Here is a 20,367-nt window from a genome sequence, read left to right as displayed (position 1 = left end):
TAACATCGGTACATTTAACTGCCTCGGTATGTGCTGTACCCTCCCGGCGCAACCAGCAGCGGTACATGATAATGCTCTGCAGGGTCCAGAATATTGAAGCGGATCGGAATGTGTTCAAGGAACATGTTGCTGGTCCTGCTTCCCGGCTCACCGCCAGCCGCCGCCTGAGCCCCCCTGAAGTAATCACCGGCCATGAAGACCAGCTCGTAACTTCCGGGCAGCAATTCTTCACCGGCCAGCAGCGGGGCATCCAGCCTGCCGTCACTGTTCGTGACCGCCTGGCGTAAGAGCTTGGGCACCCCGGCACCGAATTCCCATAGCTGAAGCGACATTCCGGCAGCAGGCTTCCCTTGCGACAGATCCAGCACGTGAGTCGTCAACCGCCCGCTCATAATCTTGTATCTCCATGCCGGGTATGAGCATTCATCCATCTTCCGTCCCCGGCAGCCGCGCATCTCCATTTTACAATCACATCTATATTTCTAGGCACGAGCGACACCTCCAGCTTATTCAATATTTATCGTATTCTATTCCTCCGCCAGCAGATCCTCCAGCCGGAAGCGGGTAATCTTACCTATCTCCAGCAGCGCCTGATCCCATTCTTCCTCCAAGCTGCGATCCACCCGGTCACGGATGGCATTAATGATGTCATCTTTATTTTTGCCGCGCACAGCCAGAATGAACGGGAACTGGAATTTCTCTGTATAGGCGGCATTCAGCTCCGTAAGCTGCTTGAATTCTTCAGGCGTCAGCCGGTCCAGCCCGGCCCCCTGCTGCTCTGCCGCCGATAGCGGAGTGACCTGCAGCCTTGTGGCCAGATCAGGGTGGGCTCTAAGCAGAGCAAGTATCCGGCTATGATCCGCATTCCGCGCCGTTTCCACCATACTGTCATGCAAATGCTGCACAGATTCAAAAGGCCGCTCACCATATGCGCCTTCCGCAACCCAGGGCGAATGTTCGAATATCCCCCCAAGGCTCTCTACGAATTCCGGTTGTTCCATGCTGTTGATCTGCGCCAGTGTCACAATATCCGCTGGTGTATTCATTGCCCCGCCTCCATCCATCTAATTTGCATAGTTTAAATTCAAACATTATTTTGGGTAAAAAAAGCCCATTTCCGCATTCAAGCCATCTACTTTGCCATCAGCACCTGAAGCGCCGATCTCGCCGATCTCTCAGTGATTTAAGATGTTCGAACTGCATGAAATGGACCGTGTATCGTGCCCTGCACTCTGCAAATCTGTATCTATACATTCTGATTATACTACCTTCTAAGCGTCAGGCGTCAGCTCAGAACCGCTGTTCACGGACATAAGGGGTTCCCAGCGATTCCGGCGTTCCGGAAGGCTTGTTGCGGTTACGGTATCCCAGATACATCAGGACCAGGATCGTAACGACATAAGGAATCATTTTGAGAAAATAAGACGGCACTACACTGCCCAGCAGCTGTATACGGAAGCCCAGTGAATCGAGTGCTCCGAAGAAGTATGCGCAGAAGAGCGCGCGCAGCGGATTCCATCTGGCGAAAATAACCAGCCCGACGGCTATCCAGCCTCTTCCGGCCGTAAGGCCTTCATTCCAGGTCGGTGCATAGGCCAGCACCATGTCTGCCCCGGCAAGACCGATGAGTGCAGCTCCGGCTGTAACGTAGCTATAGCGGATCAGCTGTACACGGATACCCATGACGTCCGCAGTAGCCGGATTGTCTCCGACTGCCCGCAGATGAAGGCCCCATGAGGTATGGTGGATCAACAGATGCAGTACCAGTACCAGCAGCAGGCTGAACCAGGTCAGATAATCCATCCGGCCAAAAATATCCCCGATCACCGGAACCGACTTCAGCGCTCCGAGATCCAGCTTGGGTGAAGTGCCCGGAAGCGGAATGCCGCTGATCGACTTGCCGAGATAGGCGCTGAGCCCGCTGCCGAACAGTGTCATGGCAAGACCTGACATCGTCTGGTTCGCCCGGAGGGTGACTGTAAGGAAGGAATGCACCATACCCAGAAGCGCAGTAATAGCTACGGCTGCGAGCAGAGCCAGGATAAGATTCCCGCTGCGGATGTAGACGATACAGGTCGTCACCGCCCCCATCAGCATCAGCCCTTCCGCGCCGAGTTGGATAATTCCGGCCCGTTCGGTCAGAATGCCTCCCAGAGTAGCCAGCAGCAGCGGTGTTCCGGCGGATATGGCGGCTATTAATAACTGTGTTGTGAAATCCATGGGTAAACTCCCTTCTATAGCGAATGCTGTTATGCGCTCCGGCGGATGCGGAAACGGTGAATCATGTCGCCGGCAATCAGGAAGAACAGGATCGCACCCTGCAGCATTTCCGATATGGACGAAGGCAGTCCGATGGTCTGTACACTATACCCGCCGACGATCAGGCCGCCGAACAGAATGGAAGTGACAATCAGACCAAGCGGGTTCAGCTTAGCAAGCCAAGCCACGATGATTGCCGTATAGCCATAACCGGGTGATATCCCCTGCATCAGCTTATGTGTAACCCCTGAGACCTCAGCCATTCCGGCAATGCCGGCGAGACCGCCGCTGATCAGCATGACGATGATGATATGTTTCTTGATATGAATCCCCGCATAGCGGGCAGCAGTAGGGTTGGCACCGATCAGGCGCAGCTCATATCCCCAGCGGGTAAATTTGATCATCAGATAATAAATAAGTACAGCCACCAGACCGAAGATCAGCCCGATATGCAGCCGTGTGCTGCCAAGTACCGGCAGCGACTGGGCAGCCGTGAACATCGGCGAACCCGGGAAGTTGAAGCCCTTAGGGTCTTTCCAGGGGCCGAAGACTACATAATCCAGAGCCAGCAAAGCCACATAGTTCAGCATCAGGGACGTTATCAGCTCGTTAACACCGAAATGCGTCCGCGGAACGGCGGTCATCAGGCCCCAAAGCGCCCCCGCAGCCGTTCCGAACACCAGCATCAGCGTGATCGACCAGAACGAAGACAGATCAGGGAAATAAATCGTAACCGCTGTAGCCGCCATAGCACCTACAGTCAGCTGGCCTTCCGCCCCGATATTCCAGACGGAAATCCGGTAAGCCACCGCAATACCGAGTCCGCAGAGCAGCAGCGGGATGGCTTTAACCATCGTTTCCGTGAAGCCATAGGACGTTCCGAAGGCTCCGCGGAACATTTTTTCGTATACCACAAGCGGACTCATGCCATTGGCGGCAATAAATACTGCACAGAGCAAGAGCGCCAGAATAACCGACAGAATAGGTGTCCACCATGGTGAACGGGTACGGCTTGAATCATATTCCAGCCTGAGGGAGTACCATTTCCCGCTTTTGCCCGGTGAGGGTTCCAGCACTGCAGCATTGCTTCCAGTATTCGGACTCATACGGCGCTTCCCTCCACGTTCCGGATTCCAGCCATCATCAGTCCGATTTGTTCCCGGTCCGCATGCTCATGATCGCTCTCACCTATAATTGAACCGTTGTAAATAACCAGAATGCGGTCAGACAATTGCAGCAGCTCATCCAGATCCTCGGAGATCAGCAGCACGCCGCTGCCGGAGCTCCGCAGCTCCATCAGCAGTTCATGAACACCTGCCGTTGCTCCCACATCCAGCCCCTGGGTCGGATGGACGGCAACCATCAGCTTCGGCTGGTGGCTGACCTCGCGGGCAAAGAGCAGCTTCTGCTGGTTCCCGCCCGACAGCTGCTGCACCGGGGTATCCAGCTCCGGAGTCTTCACGTTGAAGCGGCGGACCAGCTCCTGTGACCAGGAACGGTTCTTCGCAGCCTTCAGGAAGCCGAATTTCGAATGCTCCTCACTGCGGTAAGACTTGAACAGCAGGTTGTCGACCGAGCCCAGACGCCCGGCAAGGCCGCTCTTCATCCGGTTCTCCGGCACATGCGAGATCCCCGAGTCAATGGCACCTCTTACCGAAGCTGTTCTGACGGGACTGCCGTCGAAGATAATCTCGCCTGTCTTCCACGTTCTAAGTCCGGTCAGCACCTCAGCCAATTCCTTCTGCCCGTTGCCGGCCACACCGGCCACCCCAACGATCTCGCCTTCACATACGGTGAGCGACAGGGCATCCAGCGCTTTGCGCCCGTGATCGGCAGCAACATCCAGGTCCTTAACAACCAGCAACGGTTCCCCTGCCGTAGCCTCGCGCTCCTGACGGCTGATCGTGACTTCCCGGCCCACCATCAGCCGGGCCAGTTCCAGCTCATCCGTCTCTGCTGTTGCCAGAGTGGCAATCATTTTCCCTTTGCGCATCACCGAGATCCGGTCGGAGGAGGCCATGACTTCCTTCATTTTGTGAGTCGTCATGATCACCGTCTTCCCTGTCTGCTTCATCACCTGGAGGGTTTCGAATAACTGCTCGGCTTCTCCCGGCGTCAGCACCGAGGTCGGCTCGTCGAGAATAATGATATCTGCCCCGCGGTACAGTGTTTTGACGATTTCAACACGCTGCTGTTCACCGACAGACAACTGCCAGATCGGCCGGTCAACCGGGAATTTGAGGCCAAACCGTTCACCCAGCGCCTCGATCTCTTCGTGTTTGTTCTTAATCCACTTGCTGCCACGCCAGAAAGACGACTTTTCGCCAAGCACGATGTTCTCCGCTGCCGTGAGACTTTGCACCAGTCTGAAGTTCTGAAATACCATGCCTACCCCGAGGAGTGCCGCATCTTTCGGGGAACGGATCTTGGCTGGTTTGCCATGAATGAGGATGTCCCCCGCATCCGCCCTGTACACACCTGACAGCATACTCATGACTGTGCTTTTTCCTGCTCCGTTCTCCCCAAGCAGCGCGTGAATCTCACCCGCATTTGCCGAAAAATCGACTTGATCGCTGGCCGTTACAGAACCGAACTTCTTCACTATCCCGCGCATTTCAACCGAATGGTCCTGCATTGTGGGACGCTCCTTTCCTTATAGTTGTAGTACGGGTGGGGAAGATTCCGACATACGGAACCCGCCCCACCCATAAGGCCGTGCTGTATTCAATTACAAAACTGCCATTATTGCGGGATGGTACCTTCTACACCTTTAACCAGCCAGTTCATGGAAAGCACTTCTTCAAGTGTCAGCTTTTGGCCGTCTTGAACCACTACATTTCCTTTGTTGTCCGAAATCGGGCCGGTGAATACATCCAGCTCACCGCTGATGATCTTGGCTTTGGCATCTTCCACTAATTGCTTCACATCATCCGGAACCTTGTTGCCGAACGGTGCAAGCTCAACCATACCATCTGCCATGTCACCGGAGTATTGCTCGCTCTTCCACGTTCCATCCATTACGGACTGAACAGCTTTTACATAATAAGGGCCCCAGTTCCATACAGGGTTGGTCAAATAGTTGTCTGGTGCATATTTGCTCATGTCAGAGTCATTTCCTCCGGCAAAAGCTCCGCGTTCTGCAGCAGCCTGCAGCGTAGCCGGTGAATCCTGATAAGCCAGCAGGACATCTGCACCTTTATCGAGCAGGCTGATTGCCGCCTGACGTTCAGTCGCAGGGTCATACCAGGTATTGGTCCATACTACATCCACTTTCACATCAGGGTTTACCCTTTGCGCTCCCAGGGTAAAAGCATTTAGGTTATAAATAACTTCGCTGATCGGGAAGGCTCCAACATAACCAAGATGATTCTTCGTAGTCATTTTGCCTGCCGCGATACCGGACAGATAACTTGCCTGATAGTTTTTGCCGAAGTAAGTACCCATGTTATCGGCTGTTTTGTAACCGGAGGCATGAAGGAACTTCACGTTAGGGAATTTACTGGCTACGTTCAGTGTGAAATCCATATACCCGAAGCTTGTAGTGAAGACAATGTCATGGTTCTGGGCAAGTTCAGTGATGATGCGTTCAGCATCGGCGCTTTCCGGTACATTTTCCACGAAATCGGCTTTGATGCCCAGTTCCTTCTCCATGTACAGACGGCCTTGATCATGCTGATACGTATATCCGCCGTCACCCGGAGGCCCGATATAGACAAATGCAACCGTCGGCTTCTCTGCTGCCGGCTCTGTTGTTGCTGCTGCCTCGGTGGCTGCTGCATTCGTTGCCGCAGGTGCCTCAGTGGCCGCCGCGTTCGTGTTCGATGCCGTATTGTTGTTGCCGCACCCCGTCAGAACCACCGCTAACAGGAACATGGTTACCAGACTGAATTTAAATCCCTGACCCCTTCTTTTCATAATTCTCCTCCTCCAGGATATCTCTCCTAATGGCTATAGCCATTAATGTATCTCTACTATACTGAGACACAGCAGTTACGTAAAATTATATAACATAGCTTTGTGTCATTTTATAAGAATACCTGTCGTTTTTGTGTTCAATGCACTAGGATACCTTGAATTATGCTTAAAATATGTGATATTCCCTAACATAATTTTGGAAAATAGCGATTTTGCTGTCAGTTGTCCCTCTGCACGCTCCATTCCCTGCGCAGCTCCCCGAATTTGCCCGATTGTTCAACATCCATGAAATTCCGGCCGGAATCACTCTGCAGTATCATTCCCTTGTAGTCCGGAGAACGAAAAATATCACCTAACCCCCTATCGCTGTCCAGTGCCTGAAGCTCCGGAAACACAGATTTCGCGAATAAAACAGGGGGAATCATCATGCTTTCATTTACGCTTGCTACATAGTCGAGTCCTGGATTATGCGCAAAGGCATCCGTCAGCCGGTTCACCAGCGCCGCAGGAATGAACGGCTGATCCGCAAGAGCGATGACTACGGCATCCGGCTGCAGGGATGAAATGGCATTGAGACCGCAGCGGAGAGAGAAGGACAGCCCTAAATGAGCCGTCAGGCAAGTCTCCGTACGTCTGCTGCTCTGAGGACTAACGGCTGGCGGCATCCATTTCAGAGGATCATCCGCCCGGACCACCACAATCAGCGGATCAAGCCCGCATCTCTCCAGCTCACTTAGCGTGGCTGCTCCCGCGGGTATTCCACCCGGCTGCTTCAGAGAACCGCTAGAGGCGGCCGCCCCTTTACTCCGGCTTGCCGCCAGATAGATTCCGGCTACTTTCAAGCGCGTTCACTCCTTCCCGTAATTTGCTGAGGCAAATCCAGCTATTCACGTTCCAGCATTCTGCGGAACAGGAATACCAGCTTCAGCCTCATGAGATCATTGATTTTCTTGAAATCGACATCCAGCAGTTCACTAAGCTTCTCTATCCGGTAAGTGGCGGTATTGCGGTGAATAAACAGTTTCTTGGCGGTTTCATTCACATGCCCGTCGTTATCCAGATAGACCTCCAGCGTATGGAGCATTTCCTTGACGTATTCCGGCTCACGGCTGAGCAGACCGCGCAGACTGCCGGTGCAGTATCTCTCCATCGTCTCCGCCGGGATCTGATTCAGCAGCAAATGGAGTTCAAGCTGCCGGTAATGCACCACATTTCCGTGCGCTCCCCATTGCTGGACCATCCCCATACATTCCTTGATCTCGCCAAAAGCTTCTTTCAGCCCTTCCGGCTTCACCTTCACCCCGCTGACAGCGGCCCGCGGAAAATAGCCTTTATCAAACTTTAGATTGTGAAAACATTCATTAACCAGCTCCCGGAACTGCTCCGGAGTATACGGCGCTGCCGGATAGAGCGACAGCAATCCCTCTTCCATAATCAGATGAATCGCCTGCAGCCCATGCAGCACCGGATGCTCCAGATATTCCTCTTTCAGGCGCAGCAGTTCTGCCTGCCTTGCTTCTCCTCCAGCAGCCACGTCGGTTAGCAGAAGCTGGAACGGGGCTTGCAGCAAGTGTACTTCCAGCTTAATCGCCGCCTGGGACAGCTCTGCACACGACAGCCCGTCATTCAGGCAGCGCCGCAGCAGCCCGCTGAATTCCCTGTGCTCGGCATGCTCGAAATAATCCTCAAAGCCGGCATGGATATGATATGAAATAAGTTCAGCACCCTGGATAAACAGACTCTCCTCTACCGGCAGGAGTAAAGGATCAATATCACAATATACAAGGTAACCCGAGCATTTCTCGCCTTGCATTAGAGGAATCCGGTATCCGGAGCTTTCGCCGATGCGCACGCGCTGGTTCCGGTTCTGCCAGGGCCTGCCTTCCAGCAGCTCTGCCTCCGGATAGTCAGAATTATTAAATAAGACCGCTCCCCGGGCGCCGATGACTGCCAGAGGATAACCGATAACCTCAGATACGGAGTCGAGCAGCGGACGGCTGCGCCCGGAACGCAGGGCAAAGCGCATCAGCTTGCGCTGCTTCTCCATAATGCCCTGCAGCACACTTGTGCTGCGCGAGAGCTCGGCACGGAACAAGCCGTTCATCTGATCGGAGAAGGTGAATTGGAACGGCAGTTCGATCAGCGGGAAATTCAGCGTTTCCGCTTCGGCAATCAGCTTCTCCGGCACAGCGTCCCAGAAACGGCCCAGTTTAATGCCAAGACCTGCCGATCCGCGCCGGTTCAGCGTCTGCAGCAGTGCCGAGGCATCCTCCAGGCTGTCTTTGATCAAATAGGCAGTAGTCAGCAGCATCTCCCCTTCTTTGATCCAATCCGAAATATCCGGGGCATCCATCACGTTGATGGATTTGACAATCCTGTGTTTCCCCTTGGAACCTGCAATGAGTCTTGCTTCAGATAAAGGATAAATGGACAACGCTTCTTCAACCGTAAGATGCATGCCATCCCTCCTTCTATAAGTTCATCTTTTTTCAATTCTTCTTTATGTTACTTTATGTAACATTATAGATAAAATGACCCTTCATGGAAAGAGAAATGTGAAAATATAAACCTGTTATGTAAGGTAATATTACGCATGTCACAGAATTTTAACGATTGGGTTGCTGGTGAAAAAACAAATTATCGGTGAATGGCAATCTGTAAGGCCTCAGTAAAGATTTTGATAGGATGTTCAATATGTGAAAAAAGCCCTGATTCTCCGTGCAGGGAGAACTAGAGCTTGCTGAGTTTAGTGTCATATTAATATGGCTTATGTTTGGGCTGTACGCAGCAGCTGGCGTTGCCTCCAGGACGATCCGGCGGCAATAGCACCGGTTTGGCCAATCAGCTGAAGGGTCTGAACCGATAGCCGTGAAGCGTTACGGACTGGAGAGCCTTTATCGGGACGGATTACAGCATTTCACAGGTTATGCGGACACAGATGCCGTTAAGTAACCACTTTCTCCTCATTTTGAGCTCCAAATCAGAGTATAAGGGCTCCTGAGTCCGTTCCATTCTGCGGCTACCCGTTTGCTCAAGTTTCGTCCACATGGTCAGCACATTCTTCCTTTTACTCTCTTACTCTCTTCCCGGTACTCAGCGTATCACTGCTTCCATGTCTCCTGCACCCATTCCAGGAGTTCGAGATCCTGCCCATGCCCGCCGATAACGGACAATCCAAGCGGCAGGCCGCCGGGACCGGCCACCGGCAGCGTAACCTGCGGCAGCCCGGCCAGTCCGGCAATGCAGCTGAGCATCATGGCTCCGCTGCGGTTCAGCTCCAGCTGCGCCGGTTCTCCGCCGCGCAGCGGTGCCGGGCCGGGCACGGTCGGAATGACGAGACAGCCGTCATTCCCGAGCAGCGTCCGCAGCCGTTCCGTGATCTCTCTGCGCAAGGAACGGGCCCCGCTGTGATCCGCTCCGGCAAGTCCTGCCGCCCAACTGAACCGGGCGGCAATATCCGGTCCGAAGACCGGCCGCTCCTGCTCAATCCACGCGCCATGCGTTGCCCATATCTCGGCACCCTGAAGCTCACGGAAGACATCCATCCATGTCTTCAAGCCCTCTGGGGCAATCTCCATTTCGGCAGCTTGCAGTGCAGCCCCTGCCTGCAGCCTAACCAGCCCCTGCTTTAGATAGCCGCCACACTCTTGTCCGGCTAATGACCAGCATTCCGGCGGGATGAACATGGTGGACATCATACGCTGTCGCTTATGCTGTTGCCTATGCTTTGCCTTGTTATGATCCCTAGCCTGATCCATATTGCGATCCCAGTCTGTATCTTCATTGCCGTCCGCAGTTCCGAGCAGGACCCGGCCAACCTTCAGCAGCAGTTCCGTGCTGCCTGCGATCCACCCTACTGTATCAAAACCCGGAGCCAGCGGAATTACTCCCTCTATATCCACTACTCCATGAGTTGGACGAAAGCCGAATACGCCGCAATATGCGGAAGGGACACGAATAGAGCCTCCGGTATCTGTGCCCAAGGCAAAATCCACACTGCCTGAAGCCACCGCCACCGCTGAGCCGCTGGATGAGCCGCCGGGAATCCGGCCCTCCCCGTGCGGATTCACCGGCGTGCCGTAGTGATAATTCTCGCCGCCCAGGCTGTACATCAGCTCATCGGTATGAGCCGCCCCGCGCAGCGCGGCTCCGGCCTGCAGCAGCCTGCCCACAGCCGGTGCATGGGCAGAAGCCGGTTCATGGCTGCGCAGCCAGTCCGGGTTGCCGGCGGAAGAACGGTGTCCGGCCACCGCGAATACATCTTTAACCGTGAAGCTTAAGCCCTTCAGAGTTCCGGGTCCGCAGCCGGGAATCTCAAGCTCCGGAACCCTGAACGCACCGTGATGATTATGTAGAGCCATGTTGTTCCCACCTTTCTCCCCGGACGGACCGGGTACTTCTGTTTCCCTGCAGTTACCGTTAATCCGTTACCACCCGATGGCCGCACCGTCACAGCGCGGGTCCGTTCCCCCGCTGCGGTAGCCGTTGCCGTCAATCGAAATGGCGTGGGCATGGCCCATAATGCCATCGTAGCTTCCGACCGCACGGACCAGATGACCGGCCTCCGCCAATTCAGCCTGCACATCTCCGGCTACCCGATTCTCTATCTTCAGCTCCTGGGTAGGCTCTCCCCAGGTTCTGCCCCAGACGAAGCGGGGTTCATTCACTGCCTTCTGCGGATCCATGCCGTAATGAAGCATCCGGGTCACCAGCAGGGTCTGGGTCTGCGGCTGTCCTTCGCCCCCTTGTGTGCCGTACAGGTAGGCGGGTTTGCCGTCCCGGCAGGCCATCGCCGGCATCAGCGTATGGAAAGTACGCTTATGCGGCTCCAGCGTATTAATGTGAGCAGGATCAAGCGAGAAGAAAGACCCCCTGTTCTGCAGCAGAATCCCCGTATCTCCGGCCACAACTCCGGAACCGAATTCGAAATACAGGCTCTGAATGAAAGAAACCGCGTTGCCTTCCCCGTCCACAACCGCTGCATAAGCCGTATCCCGGCCGACCGGTTCACTGCGGGATACCAGCGCCTGGCGCGGGGAGATGGATGCCGCCAGCTGTGCTGCATACCCCTTATCCAGCAGCTGATCCAGCGGAATTCTGCTGAAAGCTGGATCAGTGAGCACCCGGTCCCGGTCGCGGAAGCCCAGCTTCAGCGCCTCCGCCAGCAGATGATAATATTCATACGAGCCATGCCCGATGTCGGCGAAGTTATAACGCTCCAATATATTAAGCGCCATAAGCGCGGTGAAGCCCTGCGAGTTAGGCGGCACCTGGTAAACCGTATGCCCGTGGTAGTCCGTGGACAGCGGTTCTTCCCAGTTCCCATGATGATCGGCGAAATCCTCTCTGGTGAGATATCCGCCTGAAGCCCGCATATACTCACTTATCTCTTCCGCAATCTCCCCTTTATAAAAAGCGTCCCGGCCTCCCGCAGCCAGGGTCCGCAGCGTCCCGGCCAGCTGACGCTGCACAAACCTCCCGCCCGCCGCCGGAATCCGGCCGCCGGGTAGATAAATCGCCGCCGCTTCAGGAGACAGCGCGGCTCCCGCCAGAACGCTGTTGCCGTGCTGGTCCGGCGACAGCGGGAACCCCCCGGCGCAGTAGCCGATTGCCGGCTCCAGCACCTCGGCCAGGGTCAGCCGTCCATACTCCCGCTGGACGGCCTCCCAGCTATCCGCCATTCCGGGTACCGTAATGGCGCTGCTCACACCCCGCCGCGGGATGGCCATCTCGCCCGCGTAACAGTCCCTGCGGACGGCGTAGCCCGATCGTCCGCTGCCGTTGTAGGCCCGGACGCGCCCTTCACCGGCGCTGTAAGCCAGCCAGAAGGCGTCGCCGCCGAGCCCGGTCATATGCGGATAGACTACAGCCAGCGCAGCGCTGACTGCAACCGCCGCATCATAGGCGTTGCCGCCCCTTTCCAGCATCCGCGCCCCCGCGGCGGATGCCAGATAATGGGGACTGACCACCATCGTTTTCGTGCCGATCACTGGTCCTGTCGTCATGCTGACCATCTCCCATTCCGCTGTCGTTCAAGTTAGTGTCATTTAACAGTACGCCCGAAACCTTTGTCAATCGGTTCCGGCAAACCGCAAATTCGCTCAGCCATTTTTGTGAGCTGTGCACAAACTTTGTGTTAATAAGGGCCTGTAATATAGAACCGGGCATATGAATTGTATAGAATAGGCGACAAACCGGTCATGCACATACGGCCTGCGGACTCCACTCAAGAGAGAAATGGGGCTTTCAATGAAAACCAAGGATAATGAATATCTCCAGATTGCCATCTCCATGTCCAGAACAGGCATCCTCGGCTATGGCGGCGGACCGTCCGTTATCCCGCTGATCCGGCATGATGCCGTAACCCGCTATGCCTGGCTCAGCGATGAAGAATTCGGTGAGACCCTTGCCATTGCCAATGCGCTTCCGGGACCGATCGCCACCAAAATGGCCGCCTACCTCGGCTACAAGCTCAGAGGCACCCGGGGAGCCATCCTTTCTGTGCTGGCCCACATCTTCCCCAGTGGAATTGCGATGATTGCGTTGTTATCTGCCGTAAATTACTTAAGCGGTTCCAAGGTTGTTGCCGGTATGATCACCGCCGTATCCCCAGTAATCGCGGTTATGCTGGGAATGATGGCTTATGAGTTTGCCCTGAAGGCTTTTAAGGGTCTCGGCAGAATCATCGGAGCCGCATTCCTGCTGCTTGCACTGGTTCTGCTTGAGGGGCTGCATCTGCATCCGGCCATAGTCATCGTGCTGTATCTTGGCTACGGAACGGTCCATTACCGGATACTCGCCAAACAAAAGAAAGGGGGTACCGCTTAGTGGAGTGGCTCAAATTGTTCTATGGTTTTTTCATGGCTAATCTGCTTGGCTATGGCGGCGGCCCCTCCTCCATCCCGCTGATGTATGAGGAAATCGTGCCGCATTACGGCTGGCTGACGGATGAGCAGTTCTCCAATGTGCTGGCGCTCGGCAATGCGCTGCCCGGACCGATTGCAACCAAAATCGCCGCTTATGTCGGCTACGACGTCTACGGCTGGCCCGGACTGGCCGCCGCACTGCTGGCAACGATTGTCCCTTCCGCTGCCGCGTTGATCATCCTGCTGAACGTGATGCAGAAATACAAGCAGTCGCCTGTCGTCAAAGGCATGACGCTGCTTGTCCAGCCGGTCATCGCTATTATGATGGTTGTGCTTACCCTCAAAATGGCCAGAGGCCCGGCAGATTCCATCGGCATCTGGCAGACCCTGATCATTGCCGCAATCGCTTTTTGGGCGCTGAAACGGCTTAAGCTTCACCCCGCGCTGGTCATTCTCGCTGCTTTTGCCTATGGCGGGCTGGTGCTGCAGTATACGGTCTAGCGGACCATTCCTGTTCCCTGGCTGATCACGTCCCCCAAATCGCGGCTTATTTCAAAATATATTGCGACAGCACCGCCTGCACCTCATAGATATTGACGGACTTGTTGAAGGTTTTCTTCAGCGGCACCGCCGCACCGGACACATAGAGGCACAGCTCCGCATCAAGATCGAAATGCCCGGCCGTTTCCACCGAGTAATGGGTGATGCTTTTGTATGGAATCGAATGGTATTCCGTTTTCTTGCCGGTCACGCCCTGCTTGTCTACGAGAATCAGGCGTTTGTCCGTAAAAATGAACATATCCCGGATCAGCTTGTAGGCGCGTTCGATCGTTTCCTGCGGGGCCAGAATCTGCGCATATTCCCGCTTCACATCCTCCAGCGGGACCTGGGAAGCATTGCCCAGCAATCCGTTAAAAATCGCCATCATAATCCCCTTTTCCTATAATAGATTGGCAGCAATTCCTCCTCCGCCATAGTCCATACTACTTGCGGATTTGCAGATTTATACCAGGGCATATAGAATTCCCCCTTGCTTATTCGCGGCTTATTAGTTAAAATGACTTTAAATTTAGAAGAAGGAGGTGTAGGAGAAATGGATCACAATCGGACCAATAGTGTTAGCAGCCGGCTGATTAATATTATGGCTGGCATCGTTCATGTAAATGCCCTGGGCGGGAGAAGTCTGTCCATTTACACGAACTTAATAACACTACAACATTGTGAAATGCCTTTCTCGCCTACACTTCAACGGATCTCATAAACCGGAGAATACTCAGGCCGCAGGGAAATTTCCCTGCGGCCTTTTTATGTTGTTTTGTAGTCAGGGCATTCCTATAAAAGGAGAATAATTATGATCATCTCATGCCAAAATGTCCAAAAATACCACGGTGCCCAGCTTGTCCTGGAGAACATCACCTTCGATATCCGCCAAGGCGAAAAAATCGGCCTGATCGGCCGTAACGGCTGCGGCAAGACCACCCTCTTCCACCTGCTAAGCGGGGAAGAACGTCCCGATCAGGGACAGATCTCCATCCGCCGGGGCAGTATCATCGGCCTGCTCGCACAGATTCAGGAGGTGGGTGACAGCGAAACCATCTATGCAGTCCTTCAGCGCAGCTTCGCGGAGCCCTTGCAGTGGCAGCGCCGCCTGCGGGAACTGGAGCAGGCAATGTCCGCTTCCGGCGCGAGTGACGACGAACAGGCCTGGAACCGGCTGCTTAAGGAATACGGCACCCTGCAGGAGAAATTCGAAGCCGCAGGCGGATATGAAATTGAATCCTCCATCAGCCGTGTAGCCGCTGGTCTCGGCATTGGAGTCGGCCAGTATGACCGCCGGTTCTCTTCCCTCTCCGGCGGGGAGAAAACCAAGGTCGGCCTTGCCGAACTCCTGCTGCGCCGTCCCGATATTCTGCTGCTCGATGAGCCGACCAACCATCTCGATATGAAAGCTATCGAATGGCTGGAACAGTTCCTGCAGAACTATGATGGCACTGTGCTGGCCATTTCCCATGACCGTTATTTCCTCGATGCCGTCGTTAAGAAAGTCATTGAGATCGAAGACGGAGAAGCCTTCACCTTCCATACGAATTACAGCGGCTATCAGGTCGAGAAGGAAGCCAAACTTCTGCAGCAGTTCGCCGATTATCAAGAGCAACAGAAGAAAATTAAGCAGATGCAGGAGAGCATCAAGCGGTTGATTGAATGGGGTAAACTGAACCCTCAGAACGTTTCGTTCCCCCGCCGCGCAGCTTCCATGCAGAAGGCGCTGGACCGGATGGTCAAGGTCAAACGTCCGGTTCTGGAGCGCAAATCCATGGATCTGCAGCTGCAGCAGGATGACCGGACCGGCAATCAGGTCGTCATCCTTGACCGGATTAGCAAAGCCTTCGGAGAGCGTAAGCTCTTCTCGGCAGCCAGTGACATTCTCAGATATGGAGAGACTACGGCACTGATCGGCGGTAACGGCGCAGGCAAAAGCACGCTGCTGCGGATGATTCTCGGGCAGGAAACCCCGGACAGCGGCAGCTGTACGCTGGCTTCCAGAGCCGTTGTCGGCTACCTGGCCCAGGAGGCCGTGCCGGAGGAGAACGGCCAGTCCGTGCTCCGTTATTTCCGCGAGGAAGCAGGTCTTGAAGAAGGTGAGGCCCGCGGGCAGCTGGCCCGGTTCCTCTTCTACGGCAGTGATGTGTTCAAGGACATCACCAATCTCTCCGGCGGAGAATGGACGCGGCTGCGCTTCGCGGTGCTGATGCACCGCCGTCCGAATCTGCTCATTCTTGATGAGCCGACCAACCATCTCGATATCGATTCCCGCGAAGCGCTGGAAGAGGCGCTGGAGGAGTTCCCCGGCACCGTGCTGGCGGTATCGCATGACCGTTATTTCATTAACCGCTGCTTCGGGAAGCTCTGGAGTATTGATGACGGGCGTTTCTCATCCTTCTCCGGGAATTACGAATACTACAAGGAGAAGCAGGCCGAGAAAGCCGCGGCTGCCGAACGGCAGGCTGCAGCCGGGTATTCAGCAGCTGCCTTCAGTAAGCCCCGCCCATCCGGCGGTGCCGCATCCGCAGCTCCTTCGCGCAAGCCGCGCCCTGCCGTCTCCTGGGAACAGGACATTGCCGCCGCGGAGGCACAGCTTGCTGTTATCGACGGCGAAATGCTGGATCCGCTGTATGCCAGCGACTTGGAGAAGCTGGCAGAGCTTATGGCGGCGCGGGATACTGCGCAGCAGAAGCTGGATGACTTGTACAGCGGCTGGTTAAGCGAGACAGATCACTCTTAAATTTCTATACCTGAATTCCAATCCTATAACAGAGGTGAGCAGGATGACATTAACCCCGGCAATAGCACAATACTGGGAGACTTATCTGCAAGATCATCCAGAAGCGGCGGAGAACTTCGACAGCGCCTGGGCTTTCGGCGACAATCCCCGGCTGGCCGATGAACTGCTGGAGCTGGTCCTGACAGGAATCAAGACCGGAACAGCGCAGAATTATGAGCTGAATGAAGCACACGGTACGCCTCTGCCCTTTGCGGGCGGGCTATCCGTGCTGCTGGACAGTACGGGGCAGCCGCGCGGAATCATTGAGACTACGAAGGTTGAGATTATCCCGTTTGCGGAAGTAACAGCTGAGTTCGCGTATTCTGAAGGGGAGGATGACCGCAGCCTCGAATCGTGGCGCTATAATCATGAAGTATTCTTCACCAGAGAACTTCAGGGCGAAGGCAAGCCCTTCGACCCGGAGATGCGGGTCATCTGCGAGACCTTCCGGCTGGTGCATATCAACAAAGAGCTGTAAATCCCGGCACTTTAAAAAGGCTGCTTCTTCGTAACCGAAGAGGCAGCCTTCATTGTATAATTGCAAGTTAGTATAAGGTTAAAAGCTTCAGCGTTGAATCTTAAAAGTTCCAGATGCCCATAATCCAGCCGATAACCGAGATCCATAATGGAATACTGATTAGGACGCCCCATACCAGGCCGGTGGCAATATTACCTTCTGCAGGACGTGTTACACCTTCCTGCGTCAGCGGAAGTCTTAACTCTTCTTGTTCCATGCGATCCCCTCCTAAAATTGTTATCGACACAGCAGAGGAAAAAATGTAGACCGCCTGGCCCAAAAAGTTGTGTTTCTGATAAATTTTTAGATATAAAGGCTCAGCGGATTGTTAATGCAAAGGCTTACATAAATAATATTAACCAATTTTTGTCTACTTTAAAACTTATATACTCCTAGTCATCTATTATATGCAGTACTTTAGTCCAATATTACTGCCTTTTCAGGATGATGTAAATATTGGAACAGTGTGTGCAGCTGCTCCGCCGTATTGCGCTCCTCTGACAGTTCAGGCAATGCATCCTCGGCAAAGAAACCTACCCCGCTTGTCTCCACACCCGCTTCCGCTTCCCCGCCGGTAATCCTGCAGAGGATGAACATTTTGTAGACATGGTAAGGCTCCGGAGGATGCTGGTGAAACTTCTTGTCCAGCACAGCGAGCAGACGCACAGCCTCTGCCTGATAGCCGGATTCCTCGGCAATCTCTTTAACAACTACCTCACTCGGAGACAAGCCGATGTCCGCCCAGCCTCCGGGCAACGCCCATTTCCCGTCCAGCTTCTCGTGTACGAGCAGAATCCGGTTATCCTGAAAAATCACTCCGCGTATATCCACTTTCGGGGTGCTGTATCCGCCCTCTCCCGCGAAGGAGAGCCGGATGCGCTCCTTGCTCTCATACGTATAATTAGCCAGAATATCAACACTCAGCTCTCGCAGCGCCTGATAACGTTCGATATCATATACATCCTTGGCATACGTCAGACCGGTCTGGGCAATACCCTGTATTTCCTTCGCCCAGGTTAACCATTTCGCTTCCACAAGCACACCGCCTCAATCAGATATTGGATATAGAATACTAATTACAGAACTCCGGCAGCTTCATTCGTGCTATCAGCTCTACTCGCACAGCATCAAATGACGGGAGAACGCGCCTTTCTTCGCTATACAACGGTCGATAATCGTGAAGCCTGCAGAATGAATCATCTCATCCATCGCTTCAATCGCCACAATCACAACCCGGTCAGCAATCCGGCGGGTATTAGTGAGAATGGCAAACTGCTCCTCAGGGGTTATCCGCGAATACAGATTATAAGGCATATCCACTATAGCGACATCGTAATGCTCCTCAATGTCGGCGATATCCCCGAGCGTGACGATGCTCTCGAAGCCGAAATGGGCGATATTCGTCCGCGCTCCCGCAGCAATAAGCGGATTAATATCACGTCCTACAATATCGATTCCCATAGACAAAGCCTCAACCATTACCGTGCCAATCCCGCAGCAGGGATCTATCATTTTCACTCCGGCTATATGGGGAACCGCCATATTGACCGCCGCCCGGGCCACCCGCGTGCTGAGTGCAATGGAGTAGCTGCGCGGCTTTTTCATCTGCCGGAACCAGGTTGCCTTATTCTTATGATACGTGCCGAAGTACCAGCGTCCGCCCAGCGTTACAATCCCGTAGGTCAGCTCCGGATGGTTCACATCCGCCTCACCCTCAATCCGCAGGCCGATTTCCCGCTCAATCACTCTGCGTTCATCGTATTCAATTTTATGCTCAGGCGCCAGATCATTCGTCTTCACAAAAATAACCTTAAAGGTCCGCCCTTCCAGCTCCACCTGCTCCGTTAGCTTGTAGATTTCCGGGAGCGTGTCCCCTTCGTACATCACATCAATCCGCTCTTTAATAAAAGGGCTGCGGCTGACGTCCACCTGGACTTCGCTTGCGAATATAGCCGGCGGAATCTCCCGGCCAAACAGGCAGCGCAGCTCCATGCCGCATAAGGATGTCTCATCCTCAGAATGGGCGTAGGTATAGATATAAGACCGGTTTCCGCCCTTGGGCAGTTGTACTTCATCTTCAAGACTTGCAGGTACATTCGCTGACACTATTATTCCGCTCCTATCGCTTCCGCCGCTGGCGGCGCTTCTGTTTCTACTTCTGTTACAACTTCAGTTTCGTCGCGGCCGCTATCATAGCTGATCCTTGCCTTGGCGATTTCGCCACGGTTTCCATTCACCCATTCTACCAGTAACGTCAACGGGCCAAGAAGAGATTCGCCCAGCGGTGTAAGACCGTACTCTACAGTTAAAGGGACTGTAGGCGTAGCTTTGCGCCAGACCAAACCATCACGTTCCAGATGGCGAAGTGTCTGGGTCAGCATACGCTGCGAGATGCCGCTGGAACGGCGCTGCAGTTCCTTGAACCGCAAAGACTGCGCACCAAGGTTCACAATAATCAGCATACTCCATTTATCACCAACACGGTCCAGGATCTGCCGGGTAACCGTGCAATCCTCCAGCATAGTCAGTTGAGAGACTGCTTGTAACCCATCATTCGATTGATTGTTCAAGGTAGTTACCTCCATGTAACCTAAGCAGCTAATAGTGCCTTCTTGCCGCTTAAGCTAACTAAGTCTATCATGGTTACTGTTAGTAATCAACAACCTGAAAGGAACTGGTGAACCATGAAAACAATCGCTATCGTAGGCGCAGGACCGGGTCTGGGGTTATCCATTGCCAAGAAGTTTGGCGCACACGGCTTCCGTGTCGCGTTGATCGCCCGTAATGCAGACAAATTAAATACCCTAGTAGAAGAACTTGCAAGACTGGATATCGACGCTGCTGCCTTTCCTGCGGATCTCTACAACAAAGAGCAGCTGAACGCTGCTTTTCAGGATATCAAAGATAAATACGGCTTCATTGATGTGCTTGAGTTCAGTCCGGCCAGCGGCAGCTATCCGCCGACTCCGGCAACGCAGGTTACGGAAGAAATAGCACTTGACGCGTTCCAGTCCCAAGTCATCGGCGCGATCCGCAGTGTGGGGCAGGTACTGCCGGAGATGCTGGAGAAGAAGACCGGCGCTCTTTTATTCACAACCGGCCTGTCCTCCCTGTACCCGATCCCTATGATGGGCAATATGGGAATTGCACTCAGCGGGCTGCGCAACTATGCGATGAATTTGCACTCGGATCTGGCCCCGCAGGGCATTTATGTAGCTCATCTGGCTATCGGCGCATTTATAAAGCCGGGAACTGCAGCCGATCCGGATCTGATTGCCGATGCTTGGTACGATCTGTACGCTAACGGCACTGAGGCCGAAGGTACATTCCCCCAAGGTGTTACACCGGCCACCATCCTCTGGTAAGGGGCTTGAACAATCCTTTTTGATCCCATTTGATATCTCCAGTATAATGGATGCATTACACTGCCGAACCTAAGCCGTCCGGGACCTCTCGTCTTGCCTTTGCTCGATACGGGTCCCCGCGGT

At 54.2% G+C, this 20,367-nt stretch carries 20 protein-coding genes; 5 read left to right on the top strand and 15 right to left on the bottom strand.

From position 1 onward, the window contains the following. Window positions 1-14: 14 nt before the first annotated feature. From uraH to ggt, 10 genes are all read right to left on the bottom strand, one after another. Window positions 15-392: a hydroxyisourate hydrolase gene (gene uraH, locus PBOR_RS07660; RefSeq protein WP_042211158.1), complete on the bottom strand. Its 378-nt coding sequence runs from the start codon at window positions 390-392 to the stop codon at window positions 15-17. 135 nt (window positions 393-527) lie between these two features. Continuing rightward, window positions 528-1,046 (bottom strand): 2-oxo-4-hydroxy-4-carboxy-5-ureidoimidazoline decarboxylase, encoded by a 519-nt coding sequence (gene uraD / locus PBOR_RS07655; RefSeq protein ID WP_042211157.1) that lies wholly within the window; start codon window positions 1,044-1,046, stop codon window positions 528-530. A 244-nt stretch (window positions 1,047-1,290) separates the two neighbouring features. Further along, entirely contained in the window at window positions 1,291-2,220 is a 930-nt protein-coding gene (locus PBOR_RS07650; protein ID WP_039301426.1) for an ABC transporter permease, read from the bottom strand. A gap of 29 nt (window positions 2,221-2,249) precedes the next feature. Beyond that, window positions 2,250-3,365 (bottom strand): ABC transporter permease, encoded by a 1,116-nt coding sequence (locus PBOR_RS07645; RefSeq protein WP_099052449.1) that lies wholly within the window; start codon window positions 3,363-3,365, stop codon window positions 2,250-2,252. Further along, window positions 3,362-4,894 carry an ABC transporter ATP-binding protein gene (locus PBOR_RS07640; RefSeq protein WP_042211156.1) on the bottom strand — a complete coding sequence of 511 codons (1,533 nt, stop codon included), beginning with the start codon at window positions 4,892-4,894 and terminating at the stop codon, window positions 3,362-3,364. The genes PBOR_RS07645 and PBOR_RS07640 overlap by 4 nt, the downstream gene beginning before the upstream one ends. A gap of 107 nt (window positions 4,895-5,001) precedes the next feature. Further along, on the bottom strand, window positions 5,002-6,174 hold the full coding sequence (locus PBOR_RS07635) for a BMP family ABC transporter substrate-binding protein (RefSeq protein ID WP_042211155.1): 1,173 nt from the start codon (window positions 6,172-6,174) through the stop codon (window positions 5,002-5,004). Window positions 6,175-6,392: 218 nt separating this feature from the next. Next, the gene (locus PBOR_RS35310; RefSeq protein ID WP_052429368.1) at window positions 6,393-7,016 is read right to left on the bottom strand and encodes an NTP transferase domain-containing protein; all 624 of its coding nucleotides are present in this window, start codon (window positions 7,014-7,016) and stop codon (window positions 6,393-6,395) included. 41 nt (window positions 7,017-7,057) lie between these two features. After that, a complete protein-coding gene (locus PBOR_RS07625) occupies window positions 7,058-8,632 on the bottom strand; it encodes a PucR family transcriptional regulator (protein WP_042211154.1) in 1,575 nt (524 codons plus the stop codon). A gap of 643 nt (window positions 8,633-9,275) precedes the next feature. Then, window positions 9,276-10,535 carry an amidase family protein gene (locus tag PBOR_RS07620; protein WP_042211153.1) on the bottom strand — a complete coding sequence of 420 codons (1,260 nt, stop codon included), beginning with the start codon at window positions 10,533-10,535 and terminating at the stop codon, window positions 9,276-9,278. A gap of 66 nt (window positions 10,536-10,601) precedes the next feature. Further along, window positions 10,602-12,179 (bottom strand): gamma-glutamyltransferase, encoded by a 1,578-nt coding sequence (gene ggt / locus PBOR_RS07615; protein WP_042211152.1) that lies wholly within the window; start codon window positions 12,177-12,179, stop codon window positions 10,602-10,604. A 244-nt stretch (window positions 12,180-12,423) separates the two neighbouring features. Here ggt and chrB point away from each other — a divergent pair, with 244 nt between their 5' ends. Further along, window positions 12,424-13,002: a chromate efflux transporter ChrB gene (gene chrB, locus PBOR_RS07610; protein WP_042211151.1), complete on the top strand. Its 579-nt coding sequence runs from the start codon at window positions 12,424-12,426 to the stop codon at window positions 13,000-13,002. Then, window positions 13,002-13,541, top strand: coding sequence for a chromate efflux transporter ChrA (gene chrA / locus PBOR_RS07605; RefSeq protein ID WP_081971948.1), 540 nt, complete (start codon window positions 13,002-13,004; stop codon window positions 13,539-13,541). Before chrB ends, chrA begins: the two co-directional genes overlap by 1 nt. A 46-nt stretch (window positions 13,542-13,587) precedes the next feature. Here chrA and PBOR_RS07600 read toward each other — a convergent pair whose 3' ends face one another. Further along, complete coding sequence (locus tag PBOR_RS07600; protein WP_039301572.1) at window positions 13,588-13,965, bottom strand: PH domain-containing protein; 378 nt, start codon at window positions 13,963-13,965, stop codon at window positions 13,588-13,590. A 426-nt stretch (window positions 13,966-14,391) separates the two neighbouring features. Here PBOR_RS07600 and abc-f point away from each other — a divergent pair, with 426 nt between their 5' ends. Then, window positions 14,392-16,323, top strand: coding sequence for a ribosomal protection-like ABC-F family protein (abc-f, locus tag PBOR_RS07595; RefSeq protein WP_042211150.1), 1,932 nt, complete (start codon window positions 14,392-14,394; stop codon window positions 16,321-16,323). A gap of 43 nt (window positions 16,324-16,366) precedes the next feature. Continuing rightward, on the top strand, window positions 16,367-16,840 hold the full coding sequence (locus PBOR_RS07590) for an ASCH domain-containing protein (protein WP_042211149.1): 474 nt from the start codon (window positions 16,367-16,369) through the stop codon (window positions 16,838-16,840). Between the two features lie 100 nt (window positions 16,841-16,940). On the opposite strand, the gene PBOR_RS37345 is transcribed toward PBOR_RS07590, so the two are convergent. The 4 genes from PBOR_RS37345 to PBOR_RS07575 form a co-directional block, all read right to left on the bottom strand. Beyond that, the gene (locus PBOR_RS37345) at window positions 16,941-17,096 is read right to left on the bottom strand and encodes a hypothetical protein (RefSeq protein ID WP_167549526.1); all 156 of its coding nucleotides are present in this window, start codon (window positions 17,094-17,096) and stop codon (window positions 16,941-16,943) included. 200 nt (window positions 17,097-17,296) lie between these two features. Continuing rightward, window positions 17,297-17,914 carry an NUDIX hydrolase gene (locus tag PBOR_RS07585; RefSeq protein ID WP_042211148.1) on the bottom strand — a complete coding sequence of 206 codons (618 nt, stop codon included), beginning with the start codon at window positions 17,912-17,914 and terminating at the stop codon, window positions 17,297-17,299. Window positions 17,915-17,992: 78 nt separating this feature from the next. Beyond that, the gene (locus tag PBOR_RS07580) at window positions 17,993-18,943 is read right to left on the bottom strand and encodes a TRM11 family SAM-dependent methyltransferase (protein ID WP_042219075.1); all 951 of its coding nucleotides are present in this window, start codon (window positions 18,941-18,943) and stop codon (window positions 17,993-17,995) included. A 44-nt stretch (window positions 18,944-18,987) separates the two neighbouring features. After that, window positions 18,988-19,449, bottom strand: a complete 462-nt coding sequence (locus tag PBOR_RS07575) for a winged helix-turn-helix transcriptional regulator (RefSeq protein WP_042211147.1) — start codon at window positions 19,447-19,449, stop codon at window positions 18,988-18,990. A gap of 114 nt (window positions 19,450-19,563) precedes the next feature. Between PBOR_RS07575 and PBOR_RS07570 the strand changes: the two genes are divergently transcribed. Next, window positions 19,564-20,244, top strand: coding sequence for an SDR family NAD(P)-dependent oxidoreductase (locus PBOR_RS07570; protein ID WP_042211146.1), 681 nt, complete (start codon window positions 19,564-19,566; stop codon window positions 20,242-20,244). The last annotated feature ends 123 nt before the right edge of the window (window positions 20,245-20,367 follow it).

The sequence above is a fragment of the Paenibacillus borealis genome, from assembly GCF_000758665.1.
GTDB lineage: Bacteria > Bacillota > Bacilli > Paenibacillales > Paenibacillaceae > Paenibacillus_AQ > Paenibacillus_AQ borealis.
This window is presented reverse-complemented; position numbering and strand designations above follow the sequence as displayed.